Source organism: Flavobacterium cucumis (assembly GCF_900148835.1).
Taxonomy (GTDB): Bacteria; Bacteroidota; Bacteroidia; order Flavobacteriales; family Flavobacteriaceae; genus Flavobacterium; species Flavobacterium cucumis.
Genome location: NZ_FRYK01000001.1, coordinates 821,650 through 837,136, shown reverse-complemented (window position 1 = coordinate 837,136; position 15,487 = coordinate 821,650). Strand labels below are relative to the sequence as shown.

11 protein-coding genes are annotated in these 15,487 nt (G+C 33.9%); 2 read left to right on the top strand and 9 right to left on the bottom strand.

What is annotated here, in order from left to right; all coding sequences use genetic code 11:
- Positions 1-3 precede the first annotated feature (3 nt).
- From BUE95_RS03985 to BUE95_RS03970, 4 genes are all read right to left on the bottom strand, one after another.
- A complete protein-coding gene (locus BUE95_RS03985) occupies positions 4-2,883 on the bottom strand; it encodes a PorP/SprF family type IX secretion system membrane protein (protein WP_073581641.1) in 2,880 nt (959 codons plus the stop codon).
- 7 nt (positions 2,884-2,890) lie between these two features.
- On the bottom strand, positions 2,891-4,333 hold the full coding sequence (locus tag BUE95_RS03980) for a T9SS type B sorting domain-containing protein (protein ID WP_159433493.1): 1,443 nt from the start codon (positions 4,331-4,333) through the stop codon (positions 2,891-2,893).
- 180 nt (positions 4,334-4,513) lie between these two features.
- Positions 4,514-5,788: a hypothetical protein gene (locus BUE95_RS03975; RefSeq protein WP_073581637.1), complete on the bottom strand. Its 1,275-nt coding sequence runs from the start codon at positions 5,786-5,788 to the stop codon at positions 4,514-4,516.
- Between the two features lie 25 nt (positions 5,789-5,813).
- Complete coding sequence (locus BUE95_RS03970) at positions 5,814-6,251, bottom strand: hypothetical protein (protein ID WP_073582426.1); 438 nt, start codon at positions 6,249-6,251, stop codon at positions 5,814-5,816.
- Between the two features lie 317 nt (positions 6,252-6,568).
- Between BUE95_RS03970 and BUE95_RS03965 the strand changes: the two genes are divergently transcribed.
- Together BUE95_RS03965 and BUE95_RS03960 are read left to right on the top strand one after the other, a co-directional pair.
- Positions 6,569-7,720: a DNA polymerase III subunit gene (locus BUE95_RS03965; protein ID WP_073581635.1), complete on the top strand. Its 1,152-nt coding sequence runs from the start codon at positions 6,569-6,571 to the stop codon at positions 7,718-7,720.
- A 2-nt stretch (positions 7,721-7,722) separates the two neighbouring features.
- Positions 7,723-8,112, top strand: a complete 390-nt coding sequence (locus BUE95_RS03960) for a DoxX family membrane protein (protein WP_073581633.1) — start codon at positions 7,723-7,725, stop codon at positions 8,110-8,112.
- Positions 8,113-8,908: 796 nt separating this feature from the next.
- On the opposite strand, the gene BUE95_RS03950 is transcribed toward BUE95_RS03960, so the two are convergent.
- The 5 genes from BUE95_RS03950 to mnmG form a co-directional block, all read right to left on the bottom strand.
- Complete coding sequence (locus BUE95_RS03950; RefSeq protein ID WP_073581631.1) at positions 8,909-9,220, bottom strand: GIY-YIG nuclease family protein; 312 nt, start codon at positions 9,218-9,220, stop codon at positions 8,909-8,911.
- Positions 9,221-9,353: 133 nt separating this feature from the next.
- Entirely contained in the window at positions 9,354-11,627 is a 2,274-nt protein-coding gene (locus BUE95_RS03945) for a helix-turn-helix domain-containing protein (protein ID WP_073581629.1), read from the bottom strand.
- A 165-nt stretch (positions 11,628-11,792) separates the two neighbouring features.
- Positions 11,793-12,368: an OmpH/Skp family outer membrane protein gene (locus BUE95_RS03940; protein WP_073581627.1), complete on the bottom strand. Its 576-nt coding sequence runs from the start codon at positions 12,366-12,368 to the stop codon at positions 11,793-11,795.
- Positions 12,369-12,610: 242 nt separating this feature from the next.
- Positions 12,611-13,459, bottom strand: a complete 849-nt coding sequence (locus tag BUE95_RS03935; protein WP_073581625.1) for a class I SAM-dependent methyltransferase — start codon at positions 13,457-13,459, stop codon at positions 12,611-12,613.
- A 104-nt stretch (positions 13,460-13,563) separates the two neighbouring features.
- Positions 13,564-15,435, bottom strand: a complete 1,872-nt coding sequence (mnmG, locus tag BUE95_RS03930; RefSeq protein ID WP_073581623.1) for a tRNA uridine-5-carboxymethylaminomethyl(34) synthesis enzyme MnmG — start codon at positions 15,433-15,435, stop codon at positions 13,564-13,566.
- Positions 15,436-15,487 lie beyond the last annotated feature (52 nt).

Here is a 15,487-nt window from a genome sequence, read left to right as displayed (position 1 = left end):
TTGCTATTCTACTTTTACAATAAACATGTTTTTATTATACGTTTTAGTTCCTTTAGCTTTCAATTCTTGGTTGGCAGCTGACATGCTCTCTACTTGAGAAATATATACATAGTAGGTACTGTTATGCAAGTTATAGAAGAAGTTTACATTAGAACCTCCTCCTTCTTTAAGTACCGTAGCTAAATAAGCTTTTGTTTCGTCGATTGTATTGAACTTTTCTAATACCAAATAGTATCCCGAATTTACATCTTTTAATTTCTTAATAATCGGGATGTCCATAACGGCATTCGGATCTGTATTTGTATCACTCACTGGGGTTACTCCTCCTGTAGGGTTCGTACCGTTTACTACTCCTTGGTTTTTCTTTAACGCCTCCAAATACTGTTGGTTGGTTAAATTTCTTTCCGTTTCATCAACAAACTCTGCTTTTTTAATCCTTCTTAATCGTTCTGCTTCTTTTTCCTCTTTAATTCTTTGGATTTTAGCATCCGCTTCTTGCTCTAACTTGTTGAATGCGTCCCGTTTTTGTTTTAAATCGTTTAACATTTTTAAGTAGTAATCATTGACTGATTTTGCGTCTGCATCTGAAATGCCTTTAGCTTTCAAATCTTTAATCCTTTGATTATTGGAAGCTTCAAAGTCTCTAATTAACTTATCAAAAGCAGCTTTATTCGCATTAATTTTAGATTTCAAATTTTGAATCTGTGCGTTTGACTCTGCTGTACTAACAAACTTTCTAGGTGCTCTAGCAGTTCCATCAGCATTCAACGTATTTTCTAGCAAATACTCCTTTAAGTCATTATCTCTGTCTTTAACTATCGAATCAATACTTTTTGTTAATCTATCCGATGCTGCTGTTTTTAATTCAATTTCTTTCTTGAATGCCTCAACTGCTCTATTAGACTCGTCTGATTCGATTTGTTTTCTTTTCGCTTCTTCTGCTGCCAATCTATCTTTTTCTGCTTGTGCTTTCGCTGCTGCATCTGCATTGGCTTTATCGGCTGCTGCTTTTAAACGTGCTGCTTCTTCCGCTGCCAGTCTATCTTTTTCTGCTTGTGCTTTCGCTGCTGCATCTGCATTAGCTTTATCGGCTGCCGCTTTTAAACGTGCTGCTTCTTCCGCTGCCAATCTATCCTTTTCTGCTTGTGCTTTCGCTGCTGCATCTGCATTGGCTTTGTCGGCTGCTGCTTTTAAACGTGCTGCTTCTTCCGCTGCCAGTCTATCTTTTTCTGCTTGTGCTTTCGCTGCTGCATCTGCATTAGCTTTATCGGCTGCCGCTTTTAAACGTGCTGCTTCTTCCGCTGCCAATCTATCTTTTTCTGCTTGTGCTTTCGCTGCTGCATCTGCATTGGCTTTGTCGGCTGCTGCTTTTAAACGTGCTGCTTCTTCCGCTGCCAGTCTATCTTTTTCTGCTTGTGCTTTCGCTGCTGCATCTGCATTGGCTTTATCGGCTGCTGCTTTTAAACGTGCTGCTTCTTCCGCTGCCAGTCTATCTTTTTCTGCTTGTGCTTTCGCTGCGGCTTCTCTTGCCAATCTATCACGCTCTGCTTTGGCTTTAGCCGCATCTGCTCTGGCTTTATCATTAATAGCTTTTCTACGTGCCTCTGCTTCAGCCGCTAATCTATCTTTCTCAGCTTGAGCTTGTGCTGCTGCATCAGCTGCTGCTTTATCAGCTGCTGCTTTTAAACGTGCTGCCTCTTCTGCTGCTAACCTATCTATCTCCGCCTGAGTATTTACAACTTCTTTTGATTGTTCGGCTTTCAAACGAGCTGCCTCTTCTGCAGCCAATCGATCTCTTTCTGCTTTTTCAGCGGCTTCGCGAGCCAATCGATCTTTTTCTAATTTTGCATTAGCTAACTGATCTGCTTTTTCTTTAGCAATTTGCGCTTTAGTTTTTGTTGGAGTGGTTGGAACTTTTTTAGTTGTTGCCTTTGGTTTTTTTGTTACTTGTTGATAATATCTATTGCTCTCTTCATATTCATCAAATTTGTAAGAAAGTAAAAATTCATGACTAGATCCTAATTGGGATACATCTCCTAAACCAATATCGTAATTATATCCTAACGAAAATCTTTCCGACAATGTAATACCTACACCGGCAGAAAATCCATATAAAGTATTGTATCCTCCTTGAAGCCATGCTTTATTAGGGATGTCTAGTAGAAGATTTGCCGCCAAAGCAGTAGCGTCTTTGTTTTTTTCTACAAAGAATAGTGTTGAAAATTTAGCATCCTCTAGGAAATCATTATAACTGTTTACGTAACCTGTGTACATGGCATACCCCATGTAGCTGTTCTCTTGATTGTCCTTAACCATTTCACTTGTAGCTAAGTTATAGAGCACCAAATTATTTACAGAAACACCAAAATCAAAAAACTCGGTTCCAAGGTTTATTCCTGGCTTGATTGCTATCAAAGAATTTGATTTTTGATTTTGTAACAAGGGCTCCTCTACAACGGTAATTACTTTACTAAAATCAAAAGTTGAATTATAAAAATACGTGTTAATACCGAAAGTAAGGTTTGATTCAAGACCAACAGGAATATTATAGGCGTAGTTTAAAACCCCTCCAAAATTTTTCAAAAGCCCTAAACTTTGTTGATAAACACCAACTCCAAACCTTGAGTTGTTGCCCAAACTCCCTAAGTAATTTGCAAAATAAAGTTGGGGTGAATTTTCAAATTTAACCCATTGTCTTCTATTTACTAAAGTTATTGTAGGAGTACTTTCTCTTGCATAACTAAAAGCAGGATTGAGTAAAAATTTATTAAATTTAATCGAATTTCTTAAAGACACGTCAAAAGAACTGTATGCGTTTTCCTGAGAAAAAACACCAACACTTAAAAACAGCGAAGCAAACAATAAAAAATATCTTTTTCTCAAAACGTAATTACTTAATAACGGTTATGGTTCCTTGCTTAATTTTTTGGTCTCCCTTAGAGATAATATAGAAAAAAACGGAATTTGAATCAACAAAATCAGATTCATTAATTGGCCAGTTATTCTCGTAATTATCCGTATTCAAAACCATCTTACCAGATGCATTGAAAATCTTCACATTAATTCCTACTTGTGAAGTAATGGATGTAGGTAAAATCCATTTTTCATTTGAACCGTCATTATTAGGACTTATCAAATTTGGCACATCATTGATTTGAGGGCCTTGGACTACAATTTCAATTTCTTCACTAACAATACATCCCGTAGTTTGATTAACAATCAAAGTGTACGCTCCTGTTTCATTTACAATCAATGTATTAGAGGTTTCAGACAAAACATTCCCGTCTTTAAACCATTGGAAAACTGGATTTGTTGCTGAAGTTGTTACAACAATAGTCTCCGTTTGACCTGGGCTCAATGTAATTGGAGCAGATGGGGTAAAACTAACATTAAAAGTAATGGGGGATAAGACAATCACATTGGATTCCGCTAAACAAGTACCGTTATCTGCTACTAATTTAAAATTTCCAGCTACAGTAGTTGTATAAGTACTTGAATTTGCTCCTATTATGGCTTCAGTTCCATTGTACCATTGAAACGTATAGGCAGATCCTGTCAAACTTCCTGTTAATGTAACATTTGAACCTTCACAGATTTGATTTCCAGAACTACTAGTTATGGTCAAACTTGAAGAAGACTGATCGGTTACAGTTACTATCCTTGATCTCGAGTTAAAAGATGGTGTACATACACCATAGTTTGTTTCTACAAAGTATTCCCCAGGTTGATTAACAGACAATGAAGCTCCTGTACCCACAACAATATCATTGGGTAATTGTTTTCTCTTCCAAACGTAAGTCAACTCCGGATAAAAAAGAGGAGAGGAATTGGTTCCTGAATTAAAGATAAAAAGGGTTATGCTTCCACCAGAACAAAATGAAATATTATTGATTCCCGTAGCTGTATTAAGCATAATTTCTTGATTATGCTTGATATAGTAGGCGTCAAAAGGATCAGATGCGGGACTGACAGATGCGGGACTAGAACTTCTTACCCTTAATCTGTGATTCGTTCCAAACGTACTGGTCGGTAAACTAAAAGTCATCGTAAATTGAGAACCTGACTGTACAACAGCTATTGGATTAATCAACACAGGTGCTGTAGCGAAGTTATCTTGTGACATTTCCAAACTAAAAACATTTCCAGAATTTATGTTTCCAATTGGAGAAACCGTAAACGTTATATCATGCGTTGTATTAACCGTCTCACTTTGACATAAAAAACTAAAAGTAAGCTGTGGTTTTGTAATCACTATTTGAGCTGTCATTACAGATGACATCGCTAAAAACAGTAGTAACCACTGATATTTTCTTAAAAAATAAGACGTCTGCATAATGGCCATTTTAGATTTGGTGTGGAAAAATACAAAAAAAAATGTTAAAACCAACTTTTTTATAATTAAAAAAAAAACACATTAAATGAAATATTTCATTTAATGTGTTTGTTTATCAGTGTTTTAGACAATTATTAATATTTTACTAAAAAATATAAAATTGTTATAAAAAGTGATTTGTTATCTTATGCCACCAATTTTAATTCTGTAATCTGGAGTTCTCTCGTTGTTAGCATCATTAAAAATATCTGCTGACAAAACTTTAGAATAAACATTTCCATAAATTGTAGCAGCATAATTTGATTCCAAATCTTCACTCGCTGTAATTCCCAACTCAGATGTTATGTTTTTTACACAATTATTAATAAAGACTTTTTTAAGCTTTACTTTGTCTAAATTCTCGGGTTTTAATTCAATTTCTGAACTAAACAACAGTGCTGTTTCGAATCCTGATACAATACTTTTGTTTAAAGATAACGAACAGTCCTTATTGACAAAAATTGCTTCTTTAATTAAACCATTCGTACCTGATTGTCCATCACTCTCATTAACTAACGAAAAATTAGTCATTACTACATTTGTTTGTGGTTTAGAAAAATCAGTTAAATCTTTGTTTTCATATTGCTTGATATTCACAGCTCTAAAGCCTGTGTTTGCAGAAAAGAAAGCGTATCGAATCACTAATCCGTTATTCAAATCACAATTAACGCCTTGTGTTAACTCAAAATCGCTATTTTTTGATCGGTAAGCTACTAATTTAGTTCCTTTGATATTACCTCCAACGAACTTAAAAGAGTTTCCATTAGAAAAACTAGATTGAATCGCTTCAATTGTAGTACCTGTTCCAACACCTATAAAACTAACAGCGTCATAAACAGAATTTCTATCAGCACCTCTTCCCGCAAACTCAACCCTAACATTTTTTATAACCCCCGAATTATCTGCAGGATTTGAACCTCCAGCAATGATAAGACTTGGATCAATAGACGATTCTATTTTGAATACACCTCCATAAGTATTAATGGGTGCATTTCCTAAAATATAAATACCCCCCCAGTCTCCTGGTTTTCTTTCCTTAATAGATTTTGAAGAAGTAAAAACTATAGGATTGTTTGGTAAAGCATCAGCAACAAGTTTTGAACCTCTAGTGATGATTAAAGCACTGTACTCATCTGTACTAGCTCTAATTATCGTTCCTGGTTCAATTGTTAAAGTTGCATTATTAGTTACATAAACTTCTCCAACCAAAGCATAAGTTTCATAACTAGATAATTTAAAATCAGCAGATATTACGTTAGGTAATATTTTTGTTGTCTGAGGATAATCGTTTGTTAATGGTTTAAATGATGTCCAACCTTGAAGCCAGTTGTTAGCCCCAACGATTCCCAAATCTTGTTGTGCCCAAACCATTGAGCAGCTAAAGATAACTGTAATTAAAAATCTAATTTTTCTCATAAGATAGGGTATTAAAATATTTTATTTAAAGTTGAGAACTACTCAACAACTTCAAAACTTCTTCGTAAAAAAGAATTGCATTAATTATATTAGCGGTATCCGAATACGGTAAAATCGCATTCAAAAAAGCTTCATTTTTGTCAATAAACTGAGATCTATTAATAATCTCTTCATCAAGTGCCGCAGAATTTTCTTTACTTGCTGGAATTCCTAAATCAGCAAATGACACTCCAGGTTTTGGAGTCACTCCAATATATGGGAAAATGTTATATAATATTTTAACTCTTTCCTTATATAAAGGGATTAATTGACCCTTAGTCATTCCTTGTAATTCTTTCAAATCATGGAATTTTGAAATTCCTCTAACATTAATAATAATTTTTGGCGGTGCAACTTTTTGCGCAATAACTTCTCCGGTGCCGAATAAAAAAAGCGATAATATTCCAAAGTAAATTCCCTTCATGTTGTGGTTTTTTTTAAAATTATTTTTTAGTTTTCTCATTTGCGTAAATACAAATATATATTATTTAATAAAAACAAACAAAATAAAATTTATTTTTCAACAATTTTTTTGTTAATAACTAATTTTAGCTTTTGTTTTTTGTACTAATTACAACTAGAAACAATTTAGTCGACATTCTTATTTAAAGTTGCAATTTATGAAAAGTTTTCAAAAAACGTGCCAAAAAATTTTTTTTTATTTTACTACCGCTGCTGTTCGAAAGATTGACTCCTATAAATTTCAATTCAGAATTAATAAAATTACTTTATATTTGAAAAATGCTATTCAAAGATATTTTAGGACAGGAACATATTAAAAATCACTTAACTAAGAGTGCCGAAGCCGGAAGAATTCCGCATGCTCAGTTGTTTGTAGGACCCGAAGGTTGTGGTACACTCCCGATGGCAATTGCTTATGCACAATATATTTTGTGTGGCAATGTTGGTGGTGAAAATATAGGAGAAAACACAGCTTGTAACCTAAAATTTGAGCATTTCTCTCATCCCGATTTGCATTTTGTTTTTCCAGTTGCTACAACCGATAGCGTTAAAAGTCATGCAGTTAGTGATAATTTCATGATAGAATGGCGCCAATTTTTAAACGAAAGTCCGTACGGAAGTTTATTTGATTGGTTGAAAAACCTCGGAATTCAAAACAAGCAAGGTTTAATTGGAGTAGATGAAGCTACTGAAATCAACAAAAAATTAGCGTTAAAAGCTTACGAAGGCGGTTATAAAATTATGATCATTTGGATGGCGGATAAAATGAACGGTCCGGCTGCTAATAAATTATTGAAATTATTAGAAGAGCCGCCGGCTAAAACCGTTTTCATTTTAATTACAGAAAGCACTAGTGATATGTTGCAAACGATTTTGTCGCGTTGTCAAGTAATCGATTTTATTGGTTTGAGCGAAAGTGTAATTGCAGAAGCTTTGGTTTCACGTGAAAAGTGTGAGCCAACAATTGCAAAAAAAATCGCGCATCAAAGCGAAGGAAATTATAATAAAGCCTTGCATATTTTACGAAAAGAAGACGATGAATTTCCGTTTGACGAATGGTTTGTGGAATGGGTGAGAAGTGCTTTTCGTGCTAAAGGAAATGCCGCCGCCATTAACGATTTGATTGCTTGGAGTGAAAACATCGCTTCTACCGGAAGAGAAACACAAAAACAATTTTTACACTATTGCATTCACTTTTTCAGACAAGCTTTATTACTTAATTATCAAGCGAATGACTTGGTTTTCTTAGAAACAAAAGTGCCAAAATTTGAATTGGAAAAATTTGCTCCGTTTGTAAATGGCGCTAATATTTCAGATATTTACATAGAATTAGAAGATGCTATTTACCATATTGAAAGAAACGGAAATAGTAAAATCATCCTAACCGATTTATCTATAAAACTAACACGATTAATCCATAAAAACGCATAATTATGATACAAGTTGCTCCTCTTTTAGTTTTAGCTTTTTTAGCCATCACTTTTTTACAATCTGGATATGATAAAATTAAAGACTGGAAAGGCAATGTGGAATGGTTAACAGGTCATTTTGCAAACACGATTTTAGCCAAACAAGTTCCGTTTGCTTTAGGAATTGTATTGCTATTAGAAGTAGTTTCCGGAATTTTATGTGTTTCTGGAATTATTCAACACCTCGTACAAGATGTAGTGATTAGAGGTTTAGGATTTTATGGTGCGATTTTATCTTGCATTACATTACTTTTTCTTTTGTTCGGGCAACGTTTAGCCAAAGATTACGATGGTGCTAGAACGATTGTAATTTACTTTATTCCAGCAGTTTTAGTGGTTTTTTGGTTGAACTAATTTTGATATCAACGAAATTTCACATATACAAGAGACGCTTAACAGCGTGACAACTTTACGGATAATTAAGCGTAAAAAATCTACACAACGCTTGTTATGCTGTCAAGCATGCCTTTTGTTATTTATGAAAACCTATTATTAAAAAAATCCATCTTTGGATTGAAGTCTTGTATTAACTCCAATTTCAAATCTCTTCTTAAAAGTTTTATTTCTTTTTCTCTATCTATTGCTTGTTAAATCCAACCGCATTTTTCATAATAAATCAAATAATTAAGGTTGTATTTTGCTGTAAAACTGTTTGGGTTTAGTTTTTCATTGTGTTCTTCTAATCGTCTTTTTTAGATTATTAGTAACGCCTGTGTAAAACTGTTTTGAATTTGCTTGTTAGAATATAAACGTAAAAGTTGTAGATTCCTTCTGTGAATTCCATCATGATTTTGGCTTTTAAAGTGTTTTTGAGTGAGATGCTTGACAGCATGACAAACTGAACGTGGAATAATTGGGCTTAAATTTTAAGTGAAACACCCTGAACAGTAAAACAAACTTTACTTTAAAACTAAACGCAAAAAGATCTCCACAACGTTTGTCATGCTGTCAAGTATCTCTTTGTATTTCCAATGAAAAATGATTGTTCAAAAATTATTTTTTAGGCTTTATCTTTGTGTTAGACTGCTCGTGAAAGAAATGGATTTAAACTTTGCGTGGGATGCTTAGCAGCATGACAACTTTGAGGGTAAACTAAACGGAAAACATTCACACACAAAGTTGTCATGCTGTCAAGCATCTCTTTTAATTCTTATGAAAAGCTTTTATTTAAAAACTCCATGTTGGGATTGAATTCTCTTATTAACTCCAATTTCAAATCTCTTCTTAAAAGTTTAATTTCCTTTTCTCTAGCAATTGCTTGTTGGATCCAGCCATATTTCTCGTAATAAATTAAATAATTGAGGTTGTATTTTGCTGTAAAACTTTTTGGATTTAGTTTTTCGTTGTGTTCTTCTAATCTTCTTTTTAAGTTATTCGTAACACCTGTGTAAAGAACTGTTTTAGCTTTGTTTGTTAGAATGTAAACGTAAAAGTTATAGATTCCTTCTGTGAATTCGATCATGATTTTGGCTTTTAAAGTGTTGTATGTGAGATGCTTGACAGCATAACAAACTGTATGTGAGATGAATGCGTTATAACTTTGTGTGGGATGCTTAGCAGCATGACACCTTTGAGGGTAAAAATTGTGTTAAAAATTAACCCAAACTCGCTTTATACAATTTCAACTCGTCCCAAGTGAATTTATCGCCGTGGATTTCTTTTAATTCGCCCAAACTTTCGCCTTTAAAATCTTTGAAAGCGGCTCTTAAATCGGAAATTTTATCTTCTGGTAAAATGTCGGAAAGTTGCACGATTTCCATTTGAATTAACTTGGAAAAATGGTTGTAAATCGTTTGTGGTGTTAACTTTCGGTGTTTTGCTATTTCGTAAATCGATAAGTTTTGTTTCCACAATTCCAAGGTGTCTTCGTAAGTCGATTTTTTTGGCTCTTTTGTTTTTTTCTTTTTTGAATCGGTGTAATACGAAACATCTTCATTGTCTTCTACTAATGCCGCATGCAAAGTTCTAAAACGTTCTGCCACAACCACTAACTTATTGATTTTGTAAGTACTAATGTCTTCCGAAATTAAATTTTTCCTTGAAATTTCTTTCCCTTCTACAATGATATTGGTCAGTAATTTTGCTTTTTTAAGTTGTAAAATCGTTTTGATTTGAAGTTCTTCTAAAACCAATAATTCATCATAAAATGCTTTAACTTTTTTAATACGTTTGACTTCTTCGATCTTCAACAACAATTCTTCTGCGGCAGCATCTAACGTTTTAAAAAAGTACTGATAAGCAGCATCACATCGTTCTTTAACAAAATTCACATCAAGATTCTCATCGGAAAAAATTTTATGCAATTGCGACATGAATTTCCCAGAGGGTGCTAAAATTTCGGCGATTTTATCATATTGGGATTTGGCCCAATCGTTATGCTTTGTTTTTGGTGATTTTGGTGCTTCGGAATTATAGCTGAACAAATGATTGCGCCATTCTTGACCTAATTCTTTGAAATCATAAGAATTAAGTAAGGTATTCAACCAAAAAATTAATGTTTCTTTGGCTAACGAATGTTGCAAAATCTCTTCAGAAGCTTTGTTTTCGGCATAATTGAGTACTTCTTCATCGCTCGAAATGCCATTCATTCGCAACGGAGAAAGCAAAATAAGCCCTTTTAACGAACGCAAACGCGATAAAGCCACATACGCTTGTCCGGGTGCAAAAACTTGCGATACATCGAGCGCAGCTTTGTCAAAAGTTAAGCCTTGACTTTTATGTACCGTAATCGCCCAAGCTAACTTGATAGGGTAGTGGACAAAAGTTCCGATGACTTCTTCTTCAATTTCTTTAGTATTTTCGTTGACTTTGTAGCGAATGTTTTGCCATTCGTACCTTTCAACTTCAATCGTTTTATTTTCTTCAGGAAAGTGAACAAAAATTTCCTTCTCGGTTAACGAACTGATTACGCCCATTTTTCCGTTGAAAAATTGCTTCTCGAAATTCAAATCGTTTTTAATAAACATGACTTGCGCTCCGACTTTTAGCTGCAATTGCTCTTCTAATGGATAAATTTTTTCGGGAAAATCTCCAGTAATTTCTGGTGAATAGTTGAATTGTTTTCCTTCTAAATCTTGTAACGACTGAGCGTTTATGCTATCGGCTTTAGCATTATGCGTGGTTAAAATAATGAAACCTTTGTTATTCTTCAGATCAAAATCAGGTTGCACAAATTGATTTAGCAGTTGTACATCATCTGAAGTGATTTTATTGTGACGTAAATTGTTCAAAACAGCAATAAATTCGGTATCCGTTTGACGAAAAATTTTATCTAATTCGATATACAAAGGTGGGAATTGTTGTATTACATGCGAATGAAAAAAGAACATGCCTCGGTAGTAATTCTTCAACATTTCCCATTCCTCATTTTTCACAACAGGTGGTAATTGTAATAAATCTCCTATAAATAAAACTTGGGCTCCGCCAAAGGGTTTTTCAATTCTTCTCACTTTACGCATCATGAAATCCACAGCATCAAGCACATCAGCACGGAGCATAGAAACTTCATCAATTACTAGCAATTCCATATTTCGTATGACAGAACGTTTTGTCCTATTCATTTTAAAATGACGTCCGAGCGAATCCCGATTTTCAAATTTTGTGGTCTCTGAAAAATGTGGAAGTTTCTTATTATCAGGGATAAAAGCGGCAAAAGGTAATTGAAACATCGAGTGAATTGTAACGCCATTCGCGTTCAAAGCGGCAATTCCAGTTGGTGCGACAACAACTGTGTTTTTATGTGTTGTAGCTATAATTTCTTTTAAAAGTGTTGTTTTTCCGGTTCCTGCTTTACCGGTTAAGAAGATGGATTTATTAGTTTGATTAATAAATCGGAGAGTGTAATTGGCTGCGGCAGATAGTTGTTCCATATGGCGTAAAATTTTAAAAAACAAATATATAGAAACAAAAAGAAATAAAAAAGAGGCTCTCAAAAAAAGGAGAACCTCTTGTTAAACTGAACTTGTTTCAGAATTAATTTAAATTAGCAAAATTAGATTCTGAAATAAATTCAGAGTGGAAATAACAACAAAGAATTATTTCTTTTCTTCTTCTTTAGCGGCTACCTTAACGTCTTTTTTTGTAGCATTATAAGTGTCATTAAGTTCTTTTAAAACATCTTTAGTAATATCATATCCTTCTTTTGCGTACAAAATTGTTGCTGCATCTCCTGTTCCATAGATATAATCATAACCTTTTTTCTTCCCATAATCTTTAATGAATTTTTTTACTTCACTAATTAAAGTATCCTTCAAAACGGCTCCTTCTTGTTGTAATTGTTGAATTAAAGCGTTTTGTTCCATTCCCAATTGCTGCTCTCTTTGTTGCAATTCAGCACCTTTTTGTTGTGCCCATTGTGGCCCTTTTGCCTGAGCATTCTGTTGAAAACTTTGTGCTTCAGATTGAAAGGCTCTAACTTTAGCTTCAAGTGGGCGACCTAATTCTTCCGATTTTACTTTGAACTTGTCGTCTTCATCTTTAAATTTTTCATATTTTTCAATCAACACAGCGGTGTCGATATATGCAGTTTTAAATTCTTTTGCAGTAGTTTCTGTTTTGTTGCAAGCTAAAAAACCTAATGCAACAGCTAAAATCAATACTAGTTTTTTCATTTTTCGATATTGGTAATTAATAAATTTTCGTAAAAGTAATAATAAGTTGTAAAGTAACAAATTTGTAGCTTTTTATTTTAATTTTTTAACTATAATCATTTCTTATTTAAATAATAAAAATTAATAGTTTATAACTATAAAAAAGGGCTTTTATAATTCAAACAAGATAAATCAACTATAAAAAGGCAACAAACTATATCAAACCAAACAAAAAAGTGTCTAAAATCGCTTTAAAATGATTTTTACTTGTTTTTTAATACATAAATATGCGATGAAAACTCCTTTTTAAAGAATCCAGATAGATTTGAGATCAAACCAATAAAAAATCCAGAAAAGAAATTCATTTTACCTGATTTATATTTTTCAGATAAAAGCGACACATAAAAACTATCAAACCACATTGGTTTAATATCTTCAAGATTCATATTTTGTTTGTCGAATAATTTTTCGATTGCTGTTTTTGAAAAATGCCACAAATGTCTAGGCACATCATAAGCTGCCCAAAATTCCTTGTAATATTTCGCATCGTATGATTTGAAATTAGGAACGGCAATAACAATAGTTCCAGAAGGTTTCAATAATCTTTTTAATTCCGCAACTTGATGTTCGACATCTGGAACATGTTCTAAAACATGCCACATAGTAATGACATCAAATGAATTGCTTTCTAACTTTTCAATGGTATTGCCAAACTTAATTCCTTTTCCAACAGCAATTCCCTTTGCTTTATCGTTTGGCTCAATTCCTAAAATATCCCAGTTTTGATTTTTACATTCTAAAAGAAAATCTCCTGTTCCAGCTCCGATGTCTAAAATTTTACCTTTTAGTGGTTGGTACGAATTAATTAATTTCACTTTATCACGAATTGCTTTTCTTTTGATGAAATGATACATTTTTTCAAACAAGGTACGTTTTCCATCGGTGTGGGAAATGTAATCTTCGAATTCGTAATATGAACCTAATTTATCTAACGTAGGTTGGGGATGTGTTTTTAAAATTTGATATTCCTCATTTAACAACAAGGAAAAAGATTCTCCAGAAACTGAAAAATCTTTAACGGTAATAAAACTTTTATCTTCTAAAAAATTCATTTATTTAATTTTTATGCGAAAGGCTTATTTTAATGGGGTTTACAAGGTTGTTTCACGTGAAACATTTTTTACTGAATACTAAAAACTGAACACTGAACACTTTTTTATCTTCCCATATATATCAACAACACCGAAATATCACTTGGCGAAACTCCACTAATACGAGAAGCTTGTGCGATAGTTCTTGGTCGAATCTTATTTAATTTTTGTTTGGCTTCAATTGAAATGGATTGGATTTTATCGAAATTAAAATTATCGGGAATTATCATGTCTTCTAAACGTGTCAATTTATCCGCATTGTTTTTTTCCTTTTCGATATAACCTGAATATTTTACTTGAATTTCGGCTTGCTCCACTACTTCTTGATCTAAATCGTGTTCTTCTATATAAGCAGCTACTTTTTTAAACTTTCTAAAATCTTCCAAATCCAATTGCGGACGAGAGAAAACTTTAAACATTTTATCTGGCTGACTCATCGGAGCCGAACCTTTAGCTTCTAAAATTGGATTTGCTTCTTCAGGTTTCAAACTTGTTTCTCTAAAGAAATTCACCATTGCTTCCGATTGAGAGAATTTTTGTTCCATTCGAATCAAACGCTCTTCTTTAGCTAAACCAATTTCAAATGATTTAGGTGTTAATCTAAAATCAGCATTATCTTGACGCAATAACGTTCTGTATTCAGCACGAGAAGTAAACATACGATAAGGCTCTTCTGTACCTTTTGTTATTAAGTCGTCAATTAAAACTCCGATATATGCTTCATCTCTTTTTAAGATAAATGGTTCTCTATTCTGAACTTTTAATGCTGCATTTATTCCAGCCATCAAACCTTGTGATGCTGCTTCTTCGTAACCAGTAGTTCCATTAATTTGTCCGGCAAAATACAACCCTTCAACCAACTTGGTTTCTAAAGTGTGTTGCAATTGCGTAGGAGGGAAGTAATCGTATTCGATAGCATAACCTGGTCTGAAAAATTTCACATTCTCAAATCCGGCAACAGAACGCAATGCTTTGAATTGAATATCTTCTGGCAACGAAGTTGAGAATCCGTTGATATAATATTCGCAAGTTGTCCAACCTTCTGGTTCAACAAATAATTGATGACGTTCTTTATCTGCAAAACGATTAATTTTATCTTCGATTGAGGGACAATATCTCGGACCTAAACTTTTGATTCTTCCGTTGAACATTGGACTTCTATCAAAACCTTCACGTAAAATATCGTGCACTTCTAACGAAGTATACGACATCCAACAAGAACGTTGTGTTTTTAATGGAGCGGTCAAATTCGAATACGAAAACTTTTCTGGATGTTCGTCACCAGGCTGTTCTACCATTTTAGAAAAATCTAAAGAACGTCCATCCACACGTGGAGGTGTACCCGTTTTCATTCTTCCTGATTCAAAACCTAATTTCACTAAATCTTCGGTGATGCCAAAAGAAGCACTTTCTCCTGCGCGACCTCCACCGAATTGTTTGTCGCCAATATGAATCAATCCATTCAAAAAAGTTCCGTTTGTTAATACAACAGTCTTTGATTTGATTTCCACTCCAAGCGAAGTTTTCACTCCTACAATCTTTCCGTTCTCTGATAAAATTCCAGCCACCATTTCTTGGTAAAAATCCAAGTTCGGAGTATTCTCCAACATCGATCTCCATTCATCAGAAAAACGCATTCTGTCCGATTGCACTCTTGGCGACCACATTGCTGGTCCTTTTGATTTATTCAACATCTTGAATTGGATGGCAGTCTTGTCTGAAACAATTCCAGAGTATCCACCCAAAGCATCAATCTCACGCACGATTTGTCCTTTTGCAATTCCTCCCATAGCAGGATTACACGACATCTGCGCAATGTTTTGAAGATTCATTGTTACCAAAAGAGTAGAGCACCCCATGTTGGAAGCAGCAGCAGCAGCTTCACAACCGGCATGACCAGCACCCACAACAATTACATCGTATTGATTTAAAAACATCTTCTATAAATATTATGTTCCACGTGAAACATTTAAAAAAATTCTAGTTTAT

Coding starts and splice junctions, on each gene's coding strand:
- BUE95_RS03980 (WP_159433493.1), bottom strand. CDS start 4,333: ATGCAGACGTCTTATTTTTTAAGAAAATATCAGTGGTTACTACTGTTT.
- BUE95_RS03975 (WP_073581637.1), bottom strand. CDS start 5,788: ATGAGAAAAATTAGATTTTTAATTACAGTTATCTTTAGCTGCTCAATG.
- BUE95_RS03970 (WP_073582426.1), bottom strand. CDS start 6,251: ATGAAGGGAATTTACTTTGGAATATTATCGCTTTTTTTATTCGGCACC.
- BUE95_RS03965 (WP_073581635.1), top strand. CDS start 6,569: ATGCTATTCAAAGATATTTTAGGACAGGAACATATTAAAAATCACTTA.
- BUE95_RS03960 (WP_073581633.1), top strand. CDS start 7,723: ATGATACAAGTTGCTCCTCTTTTAGTTTTAGCTTTTTTAGCCATCACT.
- BUE95_RS03950 (WP_073581631.1), bottom strand. CDS start 9,220: ATGATCGAATTCACAGAAGGAATCTATAACTTTTACGTTTACATTCTA.
- BUE95_RS03945 (WP_073581629.1), bottom strand. CDS start 11,627: ATGGAACAACTATCTGCCGCAGCCAATTACACTCTCCGATTTATTAAT.
- BUE95_RS03940 (WP_073581627.1), bottom strand. CDS start 12,368: ATGAAAAAACTAGTATTGATTTTAGCTGTTGCATTAGGTTTTTTAGCT.
- BUE95_RS03935 (WP_073581625.1), bottom strand. CDS start 13,459: ATGAATTTTTTAGAAGATAAAAGTTTTATTACCGTTAAAGATTTTTCA.
- mnmG (WP_073581623.1), bottom strand. CDS start 15,435: ATGTTTTTAAATCAATACGATGTAATTGTTGTGGGTGCTGGTCATGCC.